23 protein-coding genes are annotated in these 25,370 nt (G+C 47.3%); 16 read left to right on the forward strand and 7 right to left on the reverse strand.

Going from position 1 to position 25,370, the window contains the following annotated elements:
- Positions 1 to 5: 5 nt before the first annotated feature.
- Entirely contained in the window at positions 6 to 1,040 is a 1,035-nt protein-coding gene (locus EST55_RS07785) for a type IV pilus twitching motility protein PilT (RefSeq protein WP_129497065.1), read from the reverse strand.
- Positions 1,041 to 1,074: 34 nt separating this feature from the next.
- On the opposite strand from EST55_RS07785, the gene EST55_RS07790 reads away from it, so the two are divergent.
- The 4 genes from EST55_RS07790 to EST55_RS07805 are packed head-to-tail and all read left to right on the forward strand — an operon-like array spanning position 1,075 to position 3,608.
- Entirely contained in the window at positions 1,075 to 1,785 is a 711-nt protein-coding gene (locus EST55_RS07790; protein WP_129497066.1) for a YggS family pyridoxal phosphate-dependent enzyme, read from the forward strand.
- Positions 1,785 to 2,609, forward strand: coding sequence for a pyrroline-5-carboxylate reductase (gene proC / locus EST55_RS07795; RefSeq protein WP_129497067.1), 825 nt, complete (start codon positions 1,785 to 1,787; stop codon positions 2,607 to 2,609). The genes EST55_RS07790 and proC overlap by 1 nt, the downstream gene beginning before the upstream one ends.
- Before the next feature lie 9 nt (positions 2,610 to 2,618).
- Positions 2,619 to 3,146 (forward strand): YggT family protein, encoded by a 528-nt coding sequence (locus tag EST55_RS07800; RefSeq protein WP_058576102.1) that lies wholly within the window; start codon positions 2,619 to 2,621, stop codon positions 3,144 to 3,146.
- A 36-nt stretch (positions 3,147 to 3,182) separates the two neighbouring features.
- Entirely contained in the window at positions 3,183 to 3,608 is a 426-nt protein-coding gene (locus tag EST55_RS07805; protein ID WP_129497068.1) for a DUF4426 domain-containing protein, read from the forward strand.
- Positions 3,609 to 3,616: 8 nt separating this feature from the next.
- Here EST55_RS07805 and EST55_RS07810 read toward each other — a convergent pair whose 3' ends face one another.
- Positions 3,617 to 5,347, reverse strand: a complete 1,731-nt coding sequence (locus EST55_RS07810; RefSeq protein WP_129497069.1) for a potassium/proton antiporter — start codon at positions 5,345 to 5,347, stop codon at positions 3,617 to 3,619.
- A 126-nt stretch (positions 5,348 to 5,473) separates the two neighbouring features.
- Here EST55_RS07810 and rdgB point away from each other — a divergent pair, with 126 nt between their 5' ends.
- Together rdgB and hemW are read left to right on the forward strand one after the other, a co-directional pair.
- Positions 5,474 to 6,082 carry an RdgB/HAM1 family non-canonical purine NTP pyrophosphatase gene (rdgB, locus tag EST55_RS07815; protein WP_129497070.1) on the forward strand — a complete coding sequence of 203 codons (609 nt, stop codon included), beginning with the start codon at positions 5,474 to 5,476 and terminating at the stop codon, positions 6,080 to 6,082.
- The gene (hemW, locus tag EST55_RS07820) at positions 6,082 to 7,236 is read left to right on the forward strand and encodes a radical SAM family heme chaperone HemW (RefSeq protein ID WP_129497071.1); all 1,155 of its coding nucleotides are present in this window, start codon (positions 6,082 to 6,084) and stop codon (positions 7,234 to 7,236) included. The genes rdgB and hemW overlap by 1 nt, the downstream gene beginning before the upstream one ends.
- A 21-nt stretch (positions 7,237 to 7,257) precedes the next feature.
- Here the strand turns inward: hemW and trmB are convergent, their stop codons facing one another.
- Together trmB and EST55_RS07830 are read right to left on the reverse strand one after the other, a co-directional pair.
- Positions 7,258 to 7,977 carry a tRNA (guanosine(46)-N7)-methyltransferase TrmB gene (gene trmB, locus EST55_RS07825; RefSeq protein ID WP_129497072.1) on the reverse strand — a complete coding sequence of 240 codons (720 nt, stop codon included), beginning with the start codon at positions 7,975 to 7,977 and terminating at the stop codon, positions 7,258 to 7,260.
- A 111-nt stretch (positions 7,978 to 8,088) separates the two neighbouring features.
- A complete protein-coding gene (locus EST55_RS07830; RefSeq protein ID WP_129497073.1) occupies positions 8,089 to 9,183 on the reverse strand; it encodes an OmpA family protein in 1,095 nt (364 codons plus the stop codon).
- A gap of 115 nt (positions 9,184 to 9,298) precedes the next feature.
- Here EST55_RS07830 and mutY point away from each other — a divergent pair, with 115 nt between their 5' ends.
- The 4 genes from mutY (at position 9,299) to EST55_RS07850 (ending at position 13,165) form a co-directional block, all read left to right on the forward strand.
- Positions 9,299 to 10,339: an A/G-specific adenine glycosylase gene (mutY, locus tag EST55_RS07835; RefSeq protein WP_129497074.1), complete on the forward strand. Its 1,041-nt coding sequence runs from the start codon at positions 9,299 to 9,301 to the stop codon at positions 10,337 to 10,339.
- Between the two features lie 11 nt (positions 10,340 to 10,350).
- A complete protein-coding gene (locus tag EST55_RS07840; RefSeq protein WP_088767634.1) occupies positions 10,351 to 10,623 on the forward strand; it encodes an oxidative damage protection protein in 273 nt (90 codons plus the stop codon).
- 176 nt (positions 10,624 to 10,799) lie between these two features.
- Positions 10,800 to 11,915: a glutamate 5-kinase gene (gene proB / locus EST55_RS07845; protein WP_088767633.1), complete on the forward strand. Its 1,116-nt coding sequence runs from the start codon at positions 10,800 to 10,802 to the stop codon at positions 11,913 to 11,915.
- The gene (locus EST55_RS07850; RefSeq protein ID WP_129497075.1) at positions 11,912 to 13,165 is read left to right on the forward strand and encodes a glutamate-5-semialdehyde dehydrogenase; all 1,254 of its coding nucleotides are present in this window, start codon (positions 11,912 to 11,914) and stop codon (positions 13,163 to 13,165) included. Before proB ends, EST55_RS07850 begins: the two co-directional genes overlap by 4 nt.
- 82 nt (positions 13,166 to 13,247) lie before the next feature.
- On the opposite strand, the gene EST55_RS07855 is transcribed toward EST55_RS07850, so the two are convergent.
- Positions 13,248 to 15,233, reverse strand: a complete 1,986-nt coding sequence (locus EST55_RS07855; RefSeq protein WP_129497076.1) for a 3-deoxy-D-manno-octulosonic acid kinase — start codon at positions 15,231 to 15,233, stop codon at positions 13,248 to 13,250.
- 5 nt (positions 15,234 to 15,238) lie between these two features.
- Positions 15,239 to 16,015 (reverse strand): glycosyltransferase, encoded by a 777-nt coding sequence (locus EST55_RS07860; protein WP_129497077.1) that lies wholly within the window; start codon positions 16,013 to 16,015, stop codon positions 15,239 to 15,241.
- Between the two features lie 121 nt (positions 16,016 to 16,136).
- Between EST55_RS07860 and EST55_RS07865 the strand changes: the two genes are divergently transcribed.
- Both EST55_RS07865 and EST55_RS07870 read left to right on the forward strand, forming a co-directional pair.
- A complete protein-coding gene (locus EST55_RS07865) occupies positions 16,137 to 17,693 on the forward strand; it encodes a cryptochrome/photolyase family protein (protein WP_129497078.1) in 1,557 nt (518 codons plus the stop codon).
- 12 nt (positions 17,694 to 17,705) lie between these two features.
- A complete protein-coding gene (locus EST55_RS07870) occupies positions 17,706 to 18,242 on the forward strand; it encodes a lipocalin family protein (RefSeq protein WP_129497079.1) in 537 nt (178 codons plus the stop codon).
- On the opposite strand, the gene EST55_RS07875 is transcribed toward EST55_RS07870, so the two are convergent.
- Positions 18,239 to 20,005, reverse strand: a complete 1,767-nt coding sequence (locus tag EST55_RS07875; RefSeq protein ID WP_129497080.1) for a DEAD/DEAH box helicase — start codon at positions 20,003 to 20,005, stop codon at positions 18,239 to 18,241. The genes EST55_RS07870 and EST55_RS07875 overlap by 4 nt on opposite strands.
- A 349-nt stretch (positions 20,006 to 20,354) precedes the next feature.
- Between EST55_RS07875 and EST55_RS07880 the strand changes: the two genes are divergently transcribed.
- The 4 genes from EST55_RS07880 to zapE all read left to right on the forward strand — a co-directional run bounded on the left by EST55_RS07880 (position 20,355) and on the right by zapE (position 25,254).
- Entirely contained in the window at positions 20,355 to 21,797 is a 1,443-nt protein-coding gene (locus EST55_RS07880) for an NAD-dependent succinate-semialdehyde dehydrogenase (protein WP_129497225.1), read from the forward strand.
- On the forward strand, positions 21,794 to 23,167 hold the full coding sequence (locus EST55_RS07885) for an aldehyde dehydrogenase family protein (RefSeq protein ID WP_129497081.1): 1,374 nt from the start codon (positions 21,794 to 21,796) through the stop codon (positions 23,165 to 23,167). The genes EST55_RS07880 and EST55_RS07885 overlap by 4 nt, the downstream gene beginning before the upstream one ends.
- A 75-nt stretch (positions 23,168 to 23,242) precedes the next feature.
- Entirely contained in the window at positions 23,243 to 24,097 is an 855-nt protein-coding gene (gene trxA, locus EST55_RS07890; RefSeq protein ID WP_129497082.1) for a thioredoxin, read from the forward strand.
- Between the two features lie 71 nt (positions 24,098 to 24,168).
- Positions 24,169 to 25,254, forward strand: coding sequence for a cell division protein ZapE (zapE, locus tag EST55_RS07895; RefSeq protein ID WP_240665281.1), 1,086 nt, complete (start codon positions 24,169 to 24,171; stop codon positions 25,252 to 25,254).
- Positions 25,255 to 25,370: the final 116 nt, after the last annotated feature.

Raw genomic sequence — 25,370 nt, forward strand, 5'->3', positions numbered from 1 at the left:
ACGCATCAGAAGTCCTCTTTATTTGCAGCGCAGCGACGCGCCTCCTCTGCGTCTATATCGCCACGTGACACCAATTTCTTGAGGGCTTGATCCAAAGTTTGCATCCCCTTTTCAGCACCGGTTTGGATGGCTGAGTACATTTGCGCCACTTTGTCTTCGCGAATCAGGTTTTTAATGGCTGGCGTCGATACCATAATTTCATGCGCTGCGACTCGCCCACCGCCAACGCGTTTCAACAAGGTTTGTGAGATAACCGCCCGCAAAGACTCCGACAACATTGAGCGAATCATCGGTTTGTCGTCGCCCGGGAACACATCAATAATGCGGTCTATAGTTTTTGGTGCTGACGTTGTATGCAGCGTGCCTAACACTAGGTGTCCGGTTTCAGCGGCAGTCATCGCCAACCGAATGGTCTCCAGGTCACGCATTTCACCCACCAGAATTACATCCGGGTCTTCCCGTAAAGCCGAGCGCAACGCCGCACTAAAGCTTCGGGTATCGCGATGCACTTCTCGCTGACTCACCAAACTTTTCTGGTTGTCATGCACAAACTCAATAGGGTCTTCAATGGTTAAAATATGCTGCGAACGGGTCTGGTTAATATGATTCACCATCGCCGCTAAAGTCGTAGACTTACCAGAGCCCGTCGGGCCGGTCACTAAAACTAAGCCTCGGGGCGCATCAATAATGTCCGTAAAGCTTGCCGGAGCTTCCAACTCATCCAGCGTTGTGACTTCATTTGGAATCATTCGAAACGCGGCAGCAATGCCTTTTCGCTGCGTAAAAACATTGGCACGGAAACGTGCAACGCCATCTATTTCAAAAGAAAAGTCACATTCAAAGCGCGAATTAAACTCATCCTGCTGCGACTCGGTCATTATCGCAAATAAATCGCTTTTCAACTCTTCAGCCGAATGCTTGGGTTGATTTAAAGGGCGAATGTCCCCATCCACTCTTATCATAGGCGGACTTCCTGACGACAAATGTAAGTCGGAAGCGTTTTGTTTCACACTAAAGGCGAGTAATTCGCTAACATTCATATCCTGTCCCTGAATCAATGAGATGACGATTGCTATGACTATTAAGGTATCAGAAAAAATACAAAATAACCTTGTTAACCTCCGTCAGCAATTAAAGATATTAAGCGAGGAATCTGACGACCAACAACCAGTCCAATTGCTGGCTGTCAGCAAAAAGCATTCCATTGATGCCATTAAAGCCGCAGCTGACGCGGGGCAAATACACTTTGGTGAAAACTACGTACAGGAAGGTGTCGCTAAGATTCAGCAATTGCAGGCTGAAGGTTTTAACCACTTGCAATGGCATTTTATTGGTCCATTACAGTCCAATAAAACAAAAGACGTTGCCGAGCATTTTGACTGGGTGCAAAGCATTGAAAGAGAAAAAATTGCGCGTCGCCTGAACGATCAGCGACCGGTCGATAGCGATCCGTTGAACGTGTTGTTGCAAGTGAATATTGATGACGACGACAATAAGTCAGGGTTATCACCAAATGATGTAGAAGCCCTGGCTCGCTTCGTCAGTAACTGCGAAAACCTGAAGCTGAGGGGTCTAATGACCATTTTAAAAGCAGGGACATCAGAGCAGGAGCGCAAAGGCAGTTTCGCCAAAATGCGCCAGCTCTATCAGCAGCTGCAAGCGGTGTATGGTGAGCAAATTGACACCCTCTCGATGGGAATGAGCGGCGATATGCGACAAGCCGTGCTCGAGGGTGCTAATATGGTACGTATTGGAACAGCAATTTTTGGACAACGGGAGTCATAATGAAAGACATTCGCAACATTGCGTTTATTGGTGCCGGTAATATGACACAAAGTATTGTCGGTGGTATGTGTAAAAGTGGTTACCCTGCTGACAAAGTCTGGGTCAGTAACCCAAGTGACGCAAAGCTTGAGAAAATGAAATCGGAGCTGGGTGTTAATACCAGCAATGACAACCTGGAAGTGGTCGAAAAAGCGGACGCTATCGTGCTTGCAGTGAAACCTCAGCTGATGTCTGAAGTGTGCACACACTTACGTGAAAACGTCAGCAATTTGAGTGATAAACTTATTATTACTATTGCGGCAGGTATCCGTATTCCGAAGTATCGCGAGTATTTAGGCGAGCGCATTCGCATTATTCGCGTCATGCCAAATACGCCATCGCTAGTTGGTCAGGGTATGTCAGGCTTAGTCACTGACGACTCAGTCGATCAGGCAGACAAAGACTTTGTCACTGAAGCGTTCAACGGTGTGGGTGAAACCTTGTGGGTTTCCGACGAAGATCAGCTCGATATTCTGGGTGCGGTTGCCGGTAGTGGTCCAGCGTATTTCTTCGAGTTTATGGATAGCTTGGCAAAAGCAGCCACGGCACTTGGCTTTGATGCCGCCAAAGCTCGCGAAATGGTACAACAAACCTGTTTAGGTGCCGCACAAATGGCGAAAGAAAGCGACTTGTCGCTGGAAGACTTGCGCAAACAGGTAACCAGCAAAGGAGGCTCTACTGCAAAAGGAGTGGAAGCCTACCAAGAGGCTGACTTGCACGGCATTTCAGACAAAGCGGTCAAAGCCGCTGTTAACCGTAATCAGGAAATGGCGAAACTCTTCTAGGAGCCAGTAATGAATAACGCGCTTACGTTTTTAGTCGCCACACTCATTGATCTTTACCTGATCATTGTTTTGTTACGACTTTGGATGCAGCTGACCAAAGCGGATTTTTATAATCCGGTCAGTCAGTTCGTTTATAAGGCGACACAACCTATTGTTGGTCCGCTTAGAAGCTTTATGCCCAGTGTCGGTTCACTCGACACGGCAAGCCTGCTGCTCGCTTTGGCGCTAGGAATCCTCAAAGTCGCCGCCTTGGTGTGGCTGAACGGTCTCGCTGCAGGCGCTTTGGTTATTGTCATTCAAGGCGTACTGGCAACCATTAGCAGCTTCTTGTCGATGTTGTTCTGGGTGCTGATTATACGGGCGATTCTAAGCTGGTTCTCACAAGGGTATAACCCCGTTGAAGCCATGCTGCACCAAATAACTGAGCCAGTTTTAGCACCTATCCGCAAGGTTATACCGCCACTAGGCGGCCTCGACTTGTCGGTGCTTGTCGCCATTATTGCGTTGCAATTTTTGCGTATTTTAATTGGCGTATAAGCTCAGTTAATAAAACATAAGGTGGGAGTAAAAGTTATGTTGAAAAGTACCCTGTTTGCGTTAAGTGTTGCCTTTGTTGCCGTTTTTTCGAGCGCAACATACGCAGAACAAAAACAGACTTTAGGCAACTGGGATGTTCACTACAGTGCTTTTACTTCCACTTTTTTAGCACCTAAAGTTGCAGCTACCTACGGTATTACCCGAAGTGCTTCTAAAGGTGTGCTGAACATATCCGTGCTTGATAAAAATACACAAGCGCCGCAAGAGCTGGAAGTTACGGGCCAGGTTGTGAATCCCCTTGGTCAGGTTCAATCGTTGGAGTTTCAGAAAATTACTGAGGCAGAAGCGGTGTACTACATTACTCAGTTTGACTACACCAACGCCGAAACCTTGCGTTTCACCATTAATATTGGCGACGAGCAAACCTTAAAATTCAACCAGGAATTCTGGTTGAACGACTGACTTTTGACCTAGTTACTCACCGGTTTAACACCAATAGACTGGATATCGCCGGTTTCGCTAACGTTTCGTACCGTTAACACAACATCCCCCAACCTGACCTTGTCACCAATAACCACCCGCCGGTGGAATTTCTGCGAGAAGTAGTCCGCAATAGTGGTACTTAGCAAGCCCTCGTCCAAATCGCCCAGTGGGTAGAAACTACCGACATCAGCCAGGGTTAAGTCTCCTTTAAGAGTAAAGTCACCGAAGAACTCTTTTTCGTTCACTTTCAGTCCTTTACCGCCTGACGCAAGAATTCGACTGACTTCATCAATATCTTTTACAGTAGCGGCGACAAGCAAGCCATCACCCTCCTGCACCATCGGTTGGGTTTCCGGCTGTAACCACTCTCCTTCCCGTATAATTCCAACAAAGGTCGCTGGGGCCGTTAGTTTAAGATCTTTCCATGTTCGGTCGCAGGCCGGTGATGTTTTATCAATACGATATAGCCATACTTCAAGCGACTCAGAGCTTGGCACCGACGATAGAGGCATACGCTGCTGCGGCTGTGCCTTTAAAGGCACTTCAAGCCCAAGCCAGCGAGCCACGGGAGCAATCGTCCAGCCTTGAATAATGAGCGATATCATAACCACCACAAAAGCAATATCGAAATAGAGCTGTTGATTCGGCACACCACTTAACCATGGAAACAGCGCAAGAATAATAGGTACCGCCCCTCTTAACCCTACCCAGCTTATAAACATTTGCTCTCGCCAGGGGAAACTAAAGGGCAATAAGCTGATAATCACCGCCAGCGGTCTGGCGACGAAAATAAGTGCCACCGCAATACCTATCGCAATAGGCGCGTTCGCCACTAAGTGGGACGGTACAACTAATAGACCCAGAATAAGGAACATGGCCATTTGACTTAACCAGGCCAGGCCATCCTGAACTTGCAGAATATGAACAAGCTGGGGTAACCGCCCATTGCCAATGACAAATCCCATTAGATAAACCGCTAAAAAACCACTCGCGTGCAGCTTAGCGGTTAATGCATAGATAGTGATTGCGCAGGCAACAGCAAGCAGCGGGAAAAAACTAAAACTCAAAGGAAGCTTTCGAGCGGCGATAATAAACAGGCGCCCCCCTAACCAGCCAATTGCCAAGCCTCCGGTAAGCTGCCAGATTATATCTAACGCCATCCAATGCCATTCAGTCATCGTGCCACTGGCAACCGCTGCCGTCATAGTGAGAGTCAAAATAACAGCCATTGGGTCGTTACTGCCCGATTCTATTTCAAGTGTTGAAGCAACACGTTCTTTAATTTGCAGACCTCGAGACTGGAAAATACCAAATACTGCAGCGGCATCGGTAGAACTGAGAATGGCCCCCATCAATAAAGCAGCAGGCCAAGGCAGATTAAAGAAGTAAACGGCCGACGTAGCAACAATAGTACAGGTTAATGCCACACCTATGGTTGCCAGACTGATTGCCGGCCAGAGCGCCACACGAAAACGCTCAGGGTGAGTTCGCATACCGCCATCGAAGAGAATAATAACCAATGCCGCCGAGCCAATAAAAAAGGCAATGTCGGGATTATTGAATTCGACACCTAAAATACCCTGCTCACCGGCTAGCATTCCAACCAACAAGAAGGTCAGAAGTACCGGAGCGCCTAAACGATTCGATAAAACCGCGGCCAAAATGCTAACAACCAACAATAAACCGCACAGCAGAATTAGAGTATTCGCAGAGTCCAACTAACCGCTCCTTTTTTATTGCTTTTCTCATTTCATCATAACAGCTTTGCGCATTTTCTTTGTGAAGATTTCAAAATACGGTAAAAACCGATATCCTGTGCGCCGAATAGGTATGAGGTATTAATTATGGCAACGGCAAAAGAAATCGTACTAGCAACGGGAAACCCAGGCAAAGTCAAAGAATTACAGGCAATGCTGGCTGGCAATGCGAACACCTCAGACTGGCAAGTATTGCCTCAGTCGAACTGGTCGTTTGAAGAGGCCGAAGAAACCGGCACTACTTTTGTCGAAAATGCCATCATTAAGGCTCGACATGCGTGTGATAAGACTGGCCTTCCAGCCATAGCTGATGACTCCGGTCTGGCAGTTGATGCTTTGAACGGCGCCCCGGGCGTTTACTCTGCCCGATACGCTGGTGCAGACGCATCGGATAGTGACAACATCGAAAAGCTATTACAGGCATTGTCGAACGTACCGAGCGAAGGCCGGCAAGCGCAATTCCATTGTGTGTTGGTTTATATGAAAAGCGCAGAAGACCCGACGCCGCTCATTTGCCATGGCATGTGGCACGGCTCCATTTTAACCTCACCACAGGGTACCAACGGTTTCGGGTACGACCCGATATTTTGGGTTGAGCAGCACAAGTGTTCAGCGGCAGAGTTAGAGCCGTTAGTAAAGCAGAAGCTCAGCCATCGTGGTCAAGCGTTAAAACAGCTATTGAGTCAATTCAGTTAATGTCCACACCTAAACTCCAGTTACCGCCTCTGTCCCTCTACGTTCATATCCCGTGGTGCATACAAAAGTGTCCGTATTGCGATTTCAATTCGCACAAGCTGTCGGGGGAAATTCCCGAGCGAGAGTACGTAGCCCGACTACTCGATGACTTACGAGCCGATTTAGGTTGGGTACAGGGAAGAGAGATTACGTCGATATTTATTGGTGGCGGCACACCCAGTGTGTTCAGTGCGGCAGCCATGCAGTCACTCATGGATGGCATTCGGCAATTACTTGTCTTGACGGATGATTGCGAAGTTACCATGGAAGCCAATCCGGGAACTTTTGAAACCGAAAAGTTTGCTGATTTTGTAAAAGCGGGCATCACTCGTCTGTCCATAGGGGTACAAAGCCTGCAATCAGAGCAGCTGTTACGACTGGGGCGGATACACGACCCTGCACAAGCGAAGGAGGCTGCAGCTCATGCCTCACGATTACCGTTAAAAAGCTTCAATTTAGACTTAATGCACGGCCTTCCCGATCAATCCGTAGAGGCCGCTATGGATGACTTAAAACAAGTGATTGCCCTGAACCCGCCGCATATTTCCTGGTATCAGCTCACCATTGAACCTAATACCTTGTTTGCAAGCTCGCCTCCTCAGCTCCCGGATGAAGAGACGCTCTGGGCGATTTATCAAAGGGGGCATGAACTTCTGGAAGCGGCGGGTTATCGGCAGTATGAAGTGAGTGCTTATTCTAAACCCAGCCACCAGAGTCGCCATAACCGCAATTACTGGCAGTTCGGCGACTACCTGGGTATTGGCTGCGGCGCGCATAGTAAGATCACGCTGGAACAGCAACAGCGCATCATTCGCTGCGAAAAAATTAAACACCCCAAAGGCTATCTCGATTTAACCAAACCACTGCGCTACAAACTTAATGAAGTGGCTAAAGAGGATGTAACCTTTGAGTTCTTTATGAACCAGTTTCGCTTGATGGAGCCGGTTTCTAAGCAACGTTTTGAGGACACGACAGGCTTACCTTCGTCACATGCATCGAAGCAACTGGATAAAGCCCTGGGGTTGGAGCTTTTAACAGAACACGGGGCGGCCTGGGAACTAACACCCAAAGGCCACCGTTTTTTAAACTCGGTTTTAGATACGCTTCTCGACTAATTCGAGAAGCGTTTTCTCTTATTATTCAGCGACCTTAAACTGTAGATCCCAAACGCCATGCCCTTTGCCTTCACCGCGACGTTCAAATTTAGTTTTTGGCCGGCTATCAGGTCTTGGTATGTAGTCACCCGATGCGGATAAGTTAGTCAGTGCACTGCTACCATTCAGCACTTCAAGCATGTGTTCTGCGTAGTTTTCCCAATCTGTTGCTAAATGAATAATGCCACCAGACTCTAGCTTCTGAACAAGCAGTTCAACAAACTCTGGTTGTATGATTCGGCGTTTGTGATGGCGTTTCTTGTGCCATGGGTCAGGAAAGAACACCTGCACACAGTTAAGGCTTTTGTCAGGCACACACTGCTTGAGAACCTCTACGGCGTCTTCATGAAAAACACGCAAATTACTCAATCCCGCTTCTTCAGCAGCCATTAAACACGCGCCAACGCCAGGTTCGTGGACTTCGATGCCAATAAAGTTGCGCTCAGGATCAGTCTCAGCCATTGCAACTAACGAGTGACCCATGCCAAAACCTATTTCCAGAGTAACAGGGGCTTCGCGGTTAAAAACGTCTTTAAAACTCAGCATTTCGTCAGCCAATGACAGACCCATTTTAGGCCACTGTCGCTCTATGGCTCCCGCCTGACCTTTAGTTAAACGCCCTTCGCGCTTAACAAAGCTACGCACAGTCCTTACATACTTCCCTGCCGCAGCAGCTTCTTCCGCACTTTTAAAATGACTCATCAGTACCTAAACCATTGATAACAGCTAACACCAAAAAAACAGGCCTGAATAATCAGGCCTGTTTATATCTCGTGCGATATTATCGCTGTTTCAACCTATCAATACAACGTACTATTTACGCTCTTTCGGTACGCGGTTGACTACTTTTAAAGTCGCTTCAATACGGCGGTTGGCTTGGCGATCAGCTGCACTGTTTTCACGTACTTTTGGTTGAGACTCGCCATGGCCTTTCGACTTCACTCGGCTTTTCTCAATACCGTAACGATTTACTAACGCAGTAGCTACCGACTGTGCACGCTTTTCAGACAACCACTGGTTGTAGTCAGCTTCACCAGTACTGTCAGTGTGGCCATGAATAGTGATATCTAGCTGCGGATGCTCTTTCATGAACTCTGCCATTTCTTCAATATCGTCATAGGCATTATCACGAATTTTTGACGAGTTCAGGTCGAACTCAACCAACAGCTCTTCAGTGATGGTTTCGTTTTCATACAAAATGCAGCCATCTTCATCTACAGAGTAATCTTTTGGCGTATTCGCACATTTATCATTCGCATCAATAACACCATCACCGTCCGAGTCTACAGGTTTTGGCTCTGGCTTAGGTTCTGGTGCCGGTGCAGCCTTCTGCGGCTCTGGTCTTGGACGCGGTTCAGGGCTTGCGTCACGACCACCAAAGAACCATTGTAAGCCAATGTTGGCAAACATCTCTGTGTAGTCTTCTTCCCAGCCGCGCTGAACACCACCTTCAATACGCCATGCTAAGTTGTCGTTAATGAAGCTCCGATGACCCACCGTGGCACGAGCCGCAACATCCGTTACCTCGCCTATCTCGGTATTATTAACACCTAAACCCGCATAAACGCTGTCATTAAAATGATAAAGAGCGTCCACACCATAACTATCACCATAGGCATCACCGCCGCCTACTAAGTCGGCTTCCATGTAGTCATAATAAATACGAGCTTCCCAGGCCTCAGTCATCATGTAGCCGGCTTCAATGCCTGACGTAAAGGTTTTAAAGCCGTCATCAACGAAGAATAACTGGTTATTGTCGACTGCAACGCGATCATCGTCTGCCGAGAATACGCCTAAGCGTGCGCCTAAATAGAAGTCATCTTTTTCGGCTTGCGTTTGTTGTGCAAAAACTGGTGCTGTTAAGCCCGCAGCAATTAAAGATAGGGTAATTAAGTTTACTGCTTTCATTGCAAATCTCCTTTTCGATGCAATAACAAATCAGCTCTAAATATGAGAGACTGTTTATGATGTAAAGCGTAGTACAATTTTTTTATAAGTCATTTCCATTTGCAGAGATTTACAGTTGACTCAGTCATTTAGTAGCAAAGTCCTTAAGTGGTATCACCAATTTGGTCGTAAGCATTTGCCATGGCAGCAAAGTAAGACGCCTTATAAGGTTTGGGTGTCGGAAATTATGCTACAGCAAACTCAAGTCACGACCGTCATCCCTTACTTTCAACGATTTATGAATGACTTTCCGAACATTCATACGTTGGCAAAGGCCGAGCAGGATCACATACTAAGCCTCTGGACCGGGCTTGGCTACTACGCCAGAGCCCGAAATTTGCATAAAGCCGCACAAATTATCAGTCAGGACTTGAACGGCCAGTTTCCAACTACTGTTGAAGCTCTCGAAGAATTACCCGGAATAGGCCGCTCCACAGCGGGTGCTATTTTGTCTTTGGGGCACGGACTATACGCCCCCATTCTCGACGGTAACGTTAAACGTGTTCTGACCAGACACTTTGCCATTGACGGCTGGCCGGGAAAAGCATCGGTGCAAAAACGTCTATGGGAATTCAGTGATGAATTAACCCCCGAGGAAGAGTGCGACAACTATAACCAAGCTATGATGGATATTGGGGCTACTGTCTGTACTCGAACAAGACCTGAGTGTCACCGCTGTCCTATCTCAGCAACTTGCGAAGCATTTGCCAACAATACTATTGAGCTTTACCCGGGCAAAAAGCCGAAAAAAGCAAAACCGGTAAAGACGACTCAGCTGTTAATGATTAAATGCGGCAACGAAGTCTTGCTACAAAAAAATCCGCAACAAGGTATTTGGGGTGGACTCTGGGGCTTCCCTCAGGCGCAAACAAGTAACGACGTAGAACGTCTTCTCGACAAACTGGGGGTTACTGCTGAATCGAGCAAACCACTGACTGAATTTAGACACACATTCAGCCACTTTCATTTAGACTGTCTTCCAGTCATCATTAATCTCTCTGAGAAAGTAAGTTGGGCTAGTGAGTCTGGCCAGTCGATGTGGTTTAGTCTGGATTCGGAACAGCAGTTGGGCTTTGCCGCTCCAACCGTTAAACTACTTAAAGAACTGAACAAATAAGCGAGCGAATTATGAGCCGTACTGTATTTTGCGAATATTTACAAAAAGACGCCGAGGGCCTGGACTTTCAGTTATACCCCGGCGAGCTGGGTGAGCGCATTTTCAACCATATTTCAAAGGAAGCCTGGGCCGAGTGGCAAAAAAAGCAAACCATGCTGATTAATGAAAAGCGCTTGAATATGATGGATCCAAACGACAGAGAGTTTTTAGAGAAACAAATGACTGACTTTTTGTTCGAGCATAAGGACGTCCATATTGAAGGCTATACACCGCCTGAAAGCTAGCATCTAACCGCCCTTTACCTATGCCAGAGCCCCTTATTTAAAGGGGCTTTTTTATTTTTCTTGTCAATTTCTATGATTCTCTAATATATTGACAATAGTTATAACTTATGGGCGTTACTGGAGCTCATTCGGGCAATCTGTTAGACTACTAACGAATTCAACAAAAGGGAGTCTTTATGAAAGCGCCATCCTGGCGAAGAGCCGTACTGAAAGTGGGGAGTGCGCTCATCGCGCCAGATGAAACTGGGGTTAGCACCAAATTTTTACTACCCATAGCTCGTTTCATTAACGAGTGTCATGAACGCGGACAAGAAGTAGTTTTAGTTTCTTCTGGTAGCGTTGCTGCCGGCCGCAAGCATATTCATTTCGAACATAAAAAAGTACCTGTCGCTGTTCGTAAAGCAATGTCGGCAGTTGGCCAAAATGAAATGATGGGATACTGGTCGCGCTTTTTCGATTTCCCCTGCGCTCAGCTACTCATGACGCATAGTGACTTACGCGACAGAGCTCGTTATGTCAGCATCAAAAACACACTCAATAGATTGTTAGAACACAACATTTTGCCTGTTGTGAATGAAAACGATGCGCTTGCTACTGACGAAATGAAAGTTGGCGACAACGACAACCTGTCTGCAATGGTCGCTACACTTGTCGACGCTGATGCGCTCTTTATTTGCTCAGACATTGATGGGTTATACGACGCCGACCCGAACCTCAACCCTGACGCGAAGAAAATACCAGTGGTTGAGCAAATAGATGAAAGCATCTATTCATTAGCGGGCGGCTCAGTGAGCGATGTGGGCACCGGTGGTATGCGCACGAAGATTGAAGCTGCTGAGAAAGCAACGTCGCATGGTATCGACACTTACATTGTTAATGGTGGTAAAGGCGAAACCTTCGAATCTTTACTACAAGGCGAAATTCCGGGAACACTTTTCCGTCGCCAATCTGATCCAATTAGCAATAAAAAGCATTGGTTAAGACACACCCTGGTTGCACAGGGCGAAATATTAGTAGACGAAGGCGCAGAAAAAGCGCTGATTGAAAACGGTGCATCGTTACTCAGTTCAGGCATCGTTGATGTACAAGGTGACTTTGATCGCGGCGACGCTGTGTTGGTGCGCAGTGCAAATGACACAGACGCTATAGCGAAGGGCATCTGCCAGTATAGCTCTCACGAGCTTATGCATATTAAAGGACAGCAGACGGAAGACATTGCTGAGCAATTTGGCTATAGCCCAATCACAGAAGTGATTCATCGCGACGATTTAATGATTTTGGAGGATTCATGAGCCAGCAATTAGCTAAAGAAATTTCACAACGCGCTGCCAAAGCGGCACGTGCCGTAGCAACGCTATCAGAAGCAAACAAAAACAAAGTTCTGCAAAAAATGGCTGACGCTATTCGCGCACACCAGGACAAGATTATTGAAGTGAATAAGAAAGACTTGGTAGCGGGCAAAGAAAAAGGCCTAAGCGATGCCATGATGGATCGTCTGGAATTAATACCAGAGCGTGTCGAAGGCATGGCGTCTGCTATTGAAGAAATTATCAACCTGAAAGATCCAGTCGGTGACAGCTATATACTGGAAGAGCGTCCTAACGGTCTTAAGATTGAAAAGATGCGTATTCCACTTGGCGTTATTGCCATGATTTACGAAGCGCGTCCTAATGTAACCGCAGACGCGGGTGCACTGTGCTTTAAGTCTGGTAATGCTGTCATTCTGCGTTGTGGTCGCGAAGCCATTGAAAGCAGTAAAGCCATTGCCGAAGCATTACATGAAGCTTTAGAGCAAAGTGGTTTGCCAAAAGATGTTATTACCGTGGTGCCAACACCCGATCGCGAATTAATGACCGAGCTGTTGCAGCAAAAAGACTACATTGATCTGGTCATTCCTCGCGGTGGTGAAGGTCTTATCCACTACGTGAGTGACACCAGTAAAATTCCAGTCATTCAGCATTACAAAGGTGTTTGCCACTTGTATGTCGATAAGGACGCTGATCTTGACAAGGCACTGGCTATTTTGCTTAATGGCAAGACTCAGCGCACTGGTGTTTGCAACGCGCTTGAGGGTCTGTTGGTGCATCAAGACGTCGCCGATAAATTCCTGCCTATGGCCGCTAAAGCACTCGGTGAGAAAGACGTCACTATTCACGCGGACAAACGCTCAGTCGGTTATTTTGATGGTGCTGATGAAATTGCCGATGACCAGTTCGGTGAAGAATACCTGGCACTGGAAATTGCCGTGCGCACCGTCGATGATTTCGACGCAGCATTAGAGCACATTCAGCAATTTGGCAGTGGTCACACTGAAGTTATCGTTACTGAGAACGATGACACAGCGAAGCGTTTCATCCGTGAAGTTGACTCAGCAGTCACCATGGCGAATGCATCATCACGCTTTTCTGACGGTGGCCAGCTTGGTTTAGGTGCTGAAATTGGTATTTCTACCAGTAAGCTGCACGCTTATGGCCCAATGGGCTTACAAGCGCTGACGACTGAAAAATTCGTGGTTACCGGTAACGGTCAAATTCGCGAATAATAGCGACAGACTTTCTGTAATAATAAAAGCCCCGGCGCCAAAACGCCGGGGCTTTTTTGTGTCTGTTTATTACAAGCCAGTTTTAACGACGGTATCCCGTCAATAACTCAGGCCAGTCTCGAGATTCTTTCCAGTAAAAAGTTTCGTTCTTCTCTTTTTCTTTTCTCAGAGAGCGCAATAAACGCTGAATGTTAGCTTCTTTCCAGTCACCCTCTTCACGAAAGTCACATTTATCAAAGTCCACTATCCACGCTTTGTCGTTGTCATCTAACATCAAGTTATGGCAGTTCAGGTCTGAGTGATAGACACCAGCATCGTGCAGCTCCTTTATGACCGCACCAAGCTTTTGCCAAAGCTCTGCCGACAACTGTTTTTCACGCAGTAAGCGAAAGACATCCACTGCTCCGGGAATGACTTCGACAAGGATATCGGCTTTGTAACTAAATACACCGGTTTTTTCCATGCGTGCCGCAACCGGTCTCGGAACCGGAAGCCCTTTCTCACGCAGCTTCAATAACAAATCAAACTCATAAATTGCCCTGCTTTTCTCAGCGGGCTCTCTTAAAAATCGGTCTTTATTAATCTTCCCAACTAAACCACCGCGGTAATAGTGACGTAGCAACAAGCCCAAGTCACCCTGCTGAATAAACCAAACCGTTGCCCGGCCGGTTGAATTACCCGCAATGGCTTTCTGCTGTTGCCAGTACTGTGCTGTGAAGTGCTTATCTTCAATTGCTTCAATAATGTCGCTATCGTAGCGAATAAGCCCGCGGGGACTCTGCTCTGTTTTTATCATACCGCTTCCTGTCAGAGTATATTCCAGTGCTCTCGCTAACACGCGTTGCGTTGCACCCTGATGCGTCTTTAAGACACCTTTAGCAGCATCATGTTGTTGTTTCATGACAGCTGGCTGCTGCAGCTTATTGATTGTTTTGACAATATCGTCAATGCTTTCTACCCAGTTTACCGCGCTGGCTTTTGCCAGCTCCCCATAAACCTGTGGGAAATTAAAAACATGTTTACCAGACATAACATTGGAGCCAGCGGCAATAACTTCAAGGGGGTTATGTCCTCCTCGTTCAATTAAACTGCCGCCAATAAAGCTCACAGGTGCTAACTGCCCCCAGAGCATCATTTCGCCCATGCTGTCCGCTAAAAACACCTCGCAGTCACTCGGTATCGTTTCACACTGACTGCGCCTGGCCAGTGTCATTGAGCTTTCTTCGACCAGTTTTGCAACCGCCTCAAACTGTTCAGGATGTCTGGGCGCGATAATGAGACAGGCTTCCGGCTCTTCATTAAGAATGGCTTTATGGGCCGCAAGTAACTGCTCGTGCTCGCCGGGATGAGTACTGCTGCCCAGCCAAACCAAGCGCCCTTCAGAACTCTCTTTCCATGAATCCGCTTTTAATTTGTCAGTCTGACTAAGTTCAATATCGTATTTGAGGTTTCCATCGACAAATAAACGCTCTTTCGGCACACCCAGTACATTCATTCGACGCGCCGTTTCTCTATTTTGTACCGAAACTAAGGCTAGCTGTTGCCAAACTGACTTCATTAAACAATGGAAACGTCTATACCCTGCAGCGGAACGCTCTGAAAGCCGAGCATTAAGCAAACACACCGGCGTGTTTTTCATGGCCAGTCGGTTAAGCATTTGAGGCCACAACTCAGTTTCCATAATCCAGACGGCTTTCGGCTTTAGTTTAGTCACAAAACGTTTTGCAGCGCCAGGTGTATCTAATGGCCAATACCGGCAATTCACAGTATTGCCAAAATGCTTCTCAATAAGCGCCCGTGCCGTCGGCGTCATGCAGGTTATAACCACTTTTTGGTCGGGAAATTGAGCGATAAATTGCTCAATTAAGCGTTTTGCTGCCAGGGTTTCGCCAACCGACACACTATGAATAACCGTACAGCCCTCAAGTGTGCTACTGACAGTATCCAGCGCCAGCCGCTCTGACCAATGCGAGCGGTAGCGACGGTCTTTTTTTCCGCGCAACCACAGCCAGACAAAAACGGCTGGAGTGACCAGCCGTAATGTTAATCCGTAAAGCCAAAGCATCATGCCAGTTAGCGCCAATACTCAGCTATCCACTTAGTTGGCAACACCTTGCGATACCATTTACCGCTGCGGCCCTCTAAAGCGTCGTCCGGGTGAGGTTTTCCGTGGAAAATAATCACTTTTGCTTCTTCCGGAATACGCGGCTCCTGGAAGAAGCTCAAAGGGAATGGACGCAAGCAATGTCGCTTAAAGCTACGGCACCATTTTTCCGGCCAGTATTTCAACTTGTTCTGACGGTCAACAAAGTGCGTAATGTACTCTTGCTCATTGCGAACATCGGCGGTAGCGGCGTCAGGATCTTTCTTCAAGTGCTCAAGCGCATCATCGTGCGCACCAACATTAAAACGAAATACCGATGTATTACCTGTTGCATCGGACTTATCCCATTCCTTGATAACCATGAAGTCACCTTCAGGCTCGAAAAACTCGTCCAAGCTGCCAACAATGATGATGTCGAGATCTAGAAAAAGTGTCGGTCCCTCTAAGTCATAAAGAGGGTTTGCAAAGCAGGTTAATTTCAACCAGCCATGCGCTTTTGTCCAAGGGACTTGCTTGTCGAAGTCTTCAAAGCCAATTTTCGGAATAGCTTTTACTTCAATCTCATCATTAATACCATCGAAGTCGTCCGTAAAGCACACAAAACGAAACGGTCGGCTCAAATGGCGGCTCACCATTGAGTGCAACGTGTTTACATAATCGGGACCGTATTTTTTGCCCCACTTTATACAAATGACATTAACGGGCTTTTGCTGAGATTGATTCTCCGCATTTCCAACCTGGCTCATAAAAACTCCTGACTCTTAAACTAACGCGCATAATGCCATATTTTAGCGAATTTCGGTACGCCAATCTGAATTAACTCAAGCAGCGTATTAGGCCTTAGTTAACTCTGGTTATGGACTCGTAATGAAGGCGAAGACAATAAGACTGATATTAGGTGACCAATTAAATGCTCGCCACCGTTGGTTTAAAACAAAAAACTCAGAAACGCTTTACGTAATGATGGAGCTGGGGCAGGAAGCCGATTACGTGTTGCATCACCGGCAAAAGGTATTGGCGTTTTTTAAAGCCATGCGTAACTTTTCTAACGCATTAGAATCAGCGGGCCATCGCATCTTTTATCTCAGACTGGACGATGCCCGTAACCAACAAAGCCTCACGAAGAACCTGCTTTGGTTGCTTGAAGAAACTCGCGCAAAACATATTGAGTGCCAGCAACCTGACGAATACCGACTCGACCATCAACTAAAGAGCTGGGCAGGCGCCAACAATATCGTCATTAAGTGGTTTGATACTGAGCACTTCCTTACTGGCCGAAACGCTTTAAAAGACTACTTTCCAGATACCGACAATTATCTGATGGAAACCTTCTACCGCAAGGTGCGTAGTGAACACGAGATTTTAATGGAGGGTGGGAAACCAATCGGCGGGCGCTGGAACTTCGATAAAGAAAACCAAAAAAAACTGCCGAAAAACCAACACGTTCCCGAGCCTCTTGTATTTGCTAATGACGTTTCGGATATCGACAACATGCTCTCGAAGCAGAATATCAAAACAATGGGAAACGTTAATCCAAAGCAACTTATTTGGCCGGTAAACAGAAAGCAAGCGCAACAATTATTATCGTACTTCTGTGAGTTTGGCTTACCGAATTTCGGCCGTTACCAGGACACAATGACAACTGACAATATAACGCCCGGGGCACATTGGAGTCTCTTCCACTCCCGTCTGTCCTTCGCGTTGAACACCAAAATGCTGCATCCATTAGAAGTAGTTCACTCAGCCGTTGAGCATTGGTCCAACAACAAAGACACGATAAGCCTCTCGCAAATAGAAGGATTTGTCCGTCAAATTATTGGTTGGCGAGAGTTTGTCAGAGCTATTTACTGGAAATTTATGCCCAACTACAAAAACACCAATGCGTTAAACCATACTCGAGCGCTTCCGGAATATTATTGGAATGCGGAAACAAAAATGGCATGTATGCATCACTCTATCCGACAGTCACTCGATTACGCTTACGCTCATCACATACAGAGATTAATGGTAACCGGCAACTTCGCACTTCTGGCGGGCGTCTCTCCAGACGCTCTCGATGACTGGTATCTCGGCATATACATTGACGCTATTGAATGGGTGGAACTGCCCAACACACGGGGCATGAGCCAATACGCTGACAATGGGCTCATTGCAACTAAGCCCTACATCTCAAGTGCAAATTATATGAAGAAAATGGGACACTATTGCGGTCAGTGTCACTACAACCCGAATAAAAAAACCGGTGACAAAGCCTGCCCGTTTAATAGTCTATACTGGCATTTTATTAACCGTCATAAAGAACATTTTGAAAATAACCCCAGAATGGGCATGATGTATCAAGTATGGAGCAAAAAGTCTGATGACGAGCAAAATGCGCTCATTAAACAAGCCGAGCATTATTTGCATACAATTAACGAGTTATAACAAGGACGCACAATGAACAAATGGTTATCCGCAGTTTTACTCACTTTGCTACTGAGTGCCTGCAAGTCACAACCAACTCCTGTAGCTGAAGTTGTCGACGAATTCGACGCTGACCGTTATCTAGGTAAGTGGTACGAAATTGCCCGAATGCCACACAGCTTCGAGGAAGGTTTGCAAGGCGTTACAGCTGAATACCGTTTAAATGGTGACGGCACATTAGAAGTTACCAATCGCGGCTTTCATGTGAAAAACCAGGAATGGCAAACAGCCATAGGCAAAGCAGAACCAGTTGAAAACATGAAAGCGGCCTATCAAGTAACGTTTTTCTGGCCGTTTTATGGAGGTTATTACGTAAGCTGGTTAGATGATAATTACCAACAGGCAATAGTCACCAGCGATTCACATGAGTATTTCTGGTTTTTGTCGCGGACACCGAATGTTTCTCAGCCGGACTTAGATTATGCGCTCGCTAAAGCCAATGAATGGGGGTATGACATCGACCAGATGATCATTGTCGATCATCCGGCCGGTGTGAATCATTCTAATTAGTTAAAACGACGTGCTGCGCCCTTTCCTGCCTGACGGCGTTTAGGACCACGGGCGTCACGATCACGCGGTGGACGTGGCGCTCGTTTCACTTGCTCATCACTTAGCTCAAGGCCCATTGGCTGCTGACGAACACGCGCTTTTTTCAGTACGTGCATAACATCTTTCGGCATACCTTTTGGCAACTGAACCAGCGAGTGGTTATCGAACAACTGAATTTGACCGATGTATTTGCTGTCCATAGAGGCTTCGTTTGCAATCGCGCCAACGATGTCTCCGGGACGAGCACCATGCTCTTTACCCACTTGAATTTTATAGGTATCAAAGTCGATATCGGCTGCACGTCCGCCACGCTCCGCACGAGGTTTACGCTTATCACCACGTTCATTACGGCCAGGACGTTCACTGCGCATTTCACGCACTGGACGGTCTTCTTTCAGGAACAATGGACGTTGTTTGTGCTGTTCAGTTAATAATGCCAAGGCAATATCTTCCGCTGACAACTCACCACTTTCCAGCCACTGACCCAATAATTTTTTCAGTTTATCGCTATCAGCATGGGCGCTGTCAGCTTGCATTGATGCCTGAAGCTTTTCCAGTAATTGCTGTTGGCGATGCTGGCTCAACTGGTTCGCATTTGGAACTTCGAAGAACTCTACTGGTGCGTTGGTTAAACGCTCGTAGTGACGCAATAAATGACGCTCTTTTGCTCGGAAGAATAAGATAGCCTCACCTGAACGCCCCGCGCGACCAGTACGACCAATACGGTGAACATAAGACTCGGTGTCACTCGGTAAATCGTAGTTAATAACGTGGGTAATTTCAGGTACATCCAAACCACGTGCTACAACGTCTGTAGCAACCAGAATTTCGATATGACCACTGCGCAACTGACTGACCGTTTGCTCACGTTGAGCCTGGTTTAAGTCGCCGCTTAAAGGTGACGCTTTGAATCCTGAACGTTGTAATAACTCAGCGACATCCATAGTGTCCTGACGCGTACGCACGAAAATCAATGCACGCTGGTACGGAGTCACTTCTAATAAGCGAGTCAGAGCGGTCATTTTCGTCATGCCCTGAACTTTCCACGCTTTCTGCTTAATGGTCGCTTTTTCACGAGCAACCGCTTCAATCTGAATGTTCAACGGGTTCGTTAAGAACGTTTTTGCCAGTTTGCGAATAGCATTTGGCATAGTTGCTGAAAACAACGCTCGCTGTGCGTTTTCAGGTACGCCTTTCAAAATAGTTTCGATGTCTTCAATGAAGCCCATGTTGAGCATTTCGTCGGCTTCATCTAATACCGCAACCTTCAAACCGTCCAGTTGCAATACGTTTTTATTCAGTAAGTCGATAAGACGACCCGGCGTACCAACAACAATTGAGGTACCTTGTTTTAGCGCTTTTACCTGCGGACCGAAAGCTGCACCCCCATAAACAGTAGCAACACCGACGCCACGCATCTGCTTAGAAAAGCCTTCTAACGCTTCAGCAACCTGAATAGCCAGCTCACGCGTTGGTGTAACCACCAAGACTTGTGTCTGTTTCAGCGAAGGGTCTATTTTGGCCAGCGCGGGTAAACCAAATGCGGCTGTTTTACCGGTACCAGTTTGCGCTTCACCTAACACATCATTACCCTCTAACAGAGCAGGGATTGACTGCTGCTGAATAGGAGTTGGGGTTTCAAAACCCATTGCGTTCAGTTGTTCAAGCACAGCAGAAGGTAGGGCCATGTCGCTGAACGACAGGCTCGTTTGAGTCTTTGACATAAATTGTGTCTCACTATATTCCCGTTTGCCTCATGGCAAACAAAACAAATATGGGGTTATGGCCCGGCAACAGGAATCAGTGGTCAGTCTCTAAACTGTCTGGACTGGAATCAGGCGCTGCAACCCCGCGAATCAAGGGTGACCGCTGCCTCATCAGTAATGCGGTGTTCCTTGAAGGAGCTGCGGATTATACGCATTTGTGCGATAAAAGCAATGTAACTGGATACTTTTTCGACAAAAACCAAAATATAGTCTGAAATCATTGAAAAAGTTGAACCATTTGCGCATTTATTGCCTACATTAGTATAGATAAACTTATTCAGTTGGAGGCTATATGTCAGCACATTCCATGTCATCACTTACTAAAAGCGATTGTTTCATCGAAGGTCACTGGGTACCCACAGAGAAGCGTTTCAGTGTGACTAACCCAGCAACTGGTGAGGTGTTGGCCGAAGTTGCCGATGCCGATGACGAACTTACGCAACGCGCCATTAATGTTGCCGAGACGGCACTGGCGAAATGGCGTAAGAAGACCGCTCGCGAGCGGGCGATGCTATTACGTAAGTGGTATCAGTCCATGATGGACAACAAGCAGGCATTGGGCGAATTGATGAGCGCCGAACAAGGCAAACCGGTTCCAGAAGCGGTTGGTGAGGTCGAGTACGGTGCCAGCTTTGTCGACTGGTTTGCCGGCGAAGCCGAACGTATTAACGGTGATATTCTGCCGCTGACCGACAGCAGCAAACGCGTGTTAGTAACCAAAGAACCCGTTGGCGTCTGCGCAGCCATTACCCCGTGGAACTTCCCGAATGCGATGATCACTCGAAAAATTGCACCGGCATTAGCCGCTGGCTGCACCATCGTTGTTAAGCCACCACAGTTAACTCCCCTTTCAAGCTTAGCGTTGGCGCAACTTGCCAGTGAAGTCGGCATTCCGGACGGTGTTATTAATATCATTCCAACCACCGATGCCAAAACCGTAGGTAAACGCCTTGCAACGTCATCACAGGTTCGTAAGTTGTCATTCACGGGCTCTACCGGCGTTGGCAAGATTCTTATGCAACAATGCTCAGAGCACGTATCCAAAGTGTCGCTGGAGCTGGGCGGTAATGCTCCGTTCCTGGTGTTTGACGACGCCGACATTGAGCAGGCTGCCGAGCAGCTTATTGCCTGTAAATTCCGTAATGGCGGACAAACCTGCGTTTCTGCCAACCGAGTGTTGGTGCAGGAAACGGTTGCTGAAAAATTCACTCAGGCGATTGTCAGCAAGGTAAAAGCATTAAAAGTGGGGCCGGGGACTGAAGAAGGCGTCGACTTAGGACCTCTAATTGATCAGGATGCTGTCGACAAGGTTCAGCGTCTGGTGCTGTCAGCGAAATCAGATGGCGCTACGATTGAAGCCGGCGGTTCAGTCATGACCGAATTGGGTGATTTATTCTACGCACCAACCGTGGTTTCAGGCGTTACTGACGATATGGACATCACCAAAGAAGAAATCTTTGGTCCTGTCGTTGCCATTAATACCTTCGAAACGGAAGAAGAAGGCATTAAGAAAGCCAATGACACGCCATTTGGGCTGGCGTCGTACTTTGCCGCAAAAGATACCTCTCGCATTTTCCGAGTGAGTGAAGCACTTGAATACGGCATGGTAGGCGTGAATACCGGCGGTATTTCGCATGCTTACAACCCATTTGGCGGCATTAAAGAGTCCGGTATTGGACGGGAAGGATCAAAATACGGTATTGATGAATACTTAGAATTGAAAACCGTAACCCTCGGCGGACTTGAATGAACCCACAACTCAAAACGTTAGAGCAACTTCAACACACCTTTGACAGCGGGCTTACACGTCCGCTGTCTTGGCGTCAGCAGCAGTTAAAACAGCTCTCCCGTTTTTTAGAAGACCACGAAAAGGACTTACTGGACGCACTGCAGCAAGATTTAGGAAAGTGCCCCAGCGAGTCACAACTTACTGAAATTCAGTTCCTTAAAACCGATATTACACATACTCTTAACGCTCTGCGTGGCTGGGTGAAGCCACGTAAAGTCAGTAATCCAATGCTGGCCTGGCCGGCCAAGAGCGTGATAGTGCCAGAGCCCTTAGGCACCGTATTAGTCTTAGGCGCCTGGAATTACCCTGTTCAGCTAACCCTGGCACCGCTTATTGCGACCATTTCCGCGGGTAACTGTGCCGTAATAAAGCCGTCTGAGCATGCCCAGGCAACCGCTGGTGTTTTTGAAAAATGTTTGGTTAATTACCTGGACAGCGCCGCCTTTAAAGTCGTTACTGGTGGCGTTGACGTCTCCCAACAGCTGACTGAATTGCCGTTCGACCATATTTTTTACACCGGCGGTCCGCAAGCAGCCAAAGCCATTATGGCAGCGGCGGCGAAAAACCTGACGCCTGTGACGCTCGAGCTGGGCGGCAAGAGCCCCGCAGTCGTGTTGAACGACGCCGATATGACCGTAACGGCTCGCCGTATTGTCTGGGGTAAATACCTTAATGCCGGGCAAACCTGCATCGCGCCAGACTACTTACTGGTTGAAGAGTCAATGAAAGAGCGTTTGATTGACGCATTGCACGATCAAATTGCGCAATTTTACGGGGATGATCCACAGCAATCGAGTGACTACGGTCGTATTATTCACGAACAGCACTGGCAACGACTGACCCGAATGCTCGACGGTGCCAATGTTGTCATTGGTGGAGACTTCGACAAACGTGAGCGGTATATCGCACCAACAGTTATCGATGGAGTACCTGGCGACAGTCCGCTAATGCAGGAAGAGATATTTGGTCCGCTACTGCCGGTAGTGACCGTTAAGTCAGCTTCTGAAGCTATTGAGTTGATTAACACCAAACCTAAGCCTTTGGCACTTTATGTGTTTTCAAAAGATACACGAATGCTGAAGCAGTTTACTCAGCGAGTGTCCGCCGGCAATGTTTGCTACAACGACACCCTGATGTTTATGCTCAATGACAAGTTGCCGTTTGGCGGCGTCGGGCAAAGCGGTATGGGTCGTTATCACGGAAAGTGGGGCTTTGATACTTTTAGTCATTTAAAACCGGTTATGACCCGCAGCTTCCGCTTTGATGTGTCATTGCGTTACCCTCCGTACAGCAAATTAAAAGACAAAGTCTTGTCCTGGTTTGCCGGTTAACCTTGAAATTGGCGTTTAGCGTCAACATATCCTGTTTTAAGACACGAACAAAAAGACACAGGAGAACGGGCGCAAATGTCACAACAGTCCAACATTATTGATGTCACGCTGCAGAACTTTCAGCAGGTGCTCTTAGAAGGCTCAAAAGAGAAACTGGTTATTATCGATTTTTGGGCTGACTGGTGTGAGCCGTGCAAACAGCTCATGCCGGTGTTGGAAAAACTGGCAAACGAATACAGCGACCAGGTTATTCTCGCGAAAATAAATTGCGATGACCAACAAGAGTTAGCCATGCAGTTTGGCATTCGCAGTCTCCCAACCGTAGCTCTTTTCAAAAACGGTGAACCAGTTGATAATTTTGGTGGTGTTAAAACCGAAAGCGAAGTTCGGGAAATGTTGAGTAAGCATTTGCCAAGCCCGTCAGACGATCTTATTCAACAGGCACAAGTCGCCATGGGTGAAGGCGATGCGAACAAAGCTTATACCCTGGCTAAGCAAGCCTATGACCTCGACAATTCTGATATGGCAGCCATTAAATTACTGGCCGAAGCGGCCGTAGACGCTGGTCGGTTAGATCAGGCCAAGGAATTGGTTGCCGCTATTCCAATGGTCGAGCAAGACAGTGATTATCAGCGTATTAAGGGTAAGTTAGAGTTAGCCGAAGATGCGGCAGACTCCCCTGAACTTCGCGCCTTGCAGGAGCAAGTCGAACAAAACCCTGATGATTTATCCTTAAAGTTGCAGTTGGCCTTAAAGTTTCATGAAGCACACCGCGACGAGGAAGCACTGCAACTGGTATTTACCGTGTTAACGAACGACGTCAATTTTGAGGGCGCAAAAAAATACGCACTCGACATTATTAATTCGTTACCCGATGGTGATCCGCTCGCAGCAACCTACCGTAGAAAGTTGTACAGCATGATGTATTAGGCTGTTCACTAGCAACGATCTTGGCCGGCTCCCTCAGCCGGCCCTTTTTTTGGCACCAACTCAGTAACGCCATGCAGCAAATTTACCAACACTGGATTGACTCAGGAAAGCTAAACGACGACGGTTTCCAACGAAACGCCGTTGCTGCGCTTCAACAGCGGCTTGATGCTATTAGCAATAAAGATTCAACATCCATGAAGAGCTTATATTTATACGGTCCGGTTGGCCGCGGGAAAACTATGCTAATGGACATGTTTTCCGAGCAACTACGCTCACTCTCAACAGCCAACTCATCGTTTATCAGACTGCACTACCACCATTTTATGTCGAAGGTTCACGACGCACTGAATAACTTGCAAGGCGAAGAGAATCCGATGCAACGAGTGGCTAGTGACTGGGCCGAGGCGCACTCTATTATCTGCCTGGATGAGTTTTTTGTTGAAGATATTGGTGATGCCATGATTTTGGCTCGGTTATGGGAAAGTTTGTTTGCCGCGGGCGTGACGTTAATTACTACGTCAAACGCGCCTCCCGTCGAGTTGTATAAAGATGGCTTGGCACGGCATCGCTTTGAACCGACCATTGAGTTACTTAACCGTCAATGCGAGCTTATCGATTTGGGTTTTGGTACCGATTATCGCCGTATTAACAGCACAGATATGCCGCTTTACCTAACCCAGGGGCAGCCATCTGACTTAAAAGCGCTGACCGAAGGTCGCTTTGGCAAGCTAGAGCAAACCGATAATGTCGTGATAATGAATCGAACGATTCCCTGCTTATGGCGTAACAGCGAGGTTATCGGTTTTGACTTCATGAGCCTGTGTTCGGGCCCCCGGAGCCAGCGTGACTACATGGAGCTTGCCGACAAATACAAAGCCATTGCCGTACAAAATGTTCCGGCCTTTACCTACATTCCTGACAAAGAGTTGGTGCATGGCGTCGAAGAGACCTACCAGCGAGAACACGACGCAAAGCTTATCAGTAAGCTCGATAATGAAGCTCGTCGTTTTATCGCGCTCGTCGACGAATGCTACGATCGGGGCTGTCTATTACTGATAACCGCGGAAGTGGATGTTGAAAAACTGTACCATGCACAACAACTCGCCTTTCCATTTAGACGCTGTGTGTCCCGCCTTTTTGAAATGCAGCATTGGTAATGGGAAACACGCTGGTAAAAAGACGCCAATCTGTTCCAGAGAGTAGAATTCCCTGTATTTACCAGCGTGTTAAAACAGAGTTAGAAAAAGGTTACATGAGTTTTAACATTTTCCAA

This window comes from Idiomarina sp. 29L (assembly GCF_004123135.1).
GTDB lineage: Bacteria > Pseudomonadota > Gammaproteobacteria > Enterobacterales > Alteromonadaceae > Idiomarina.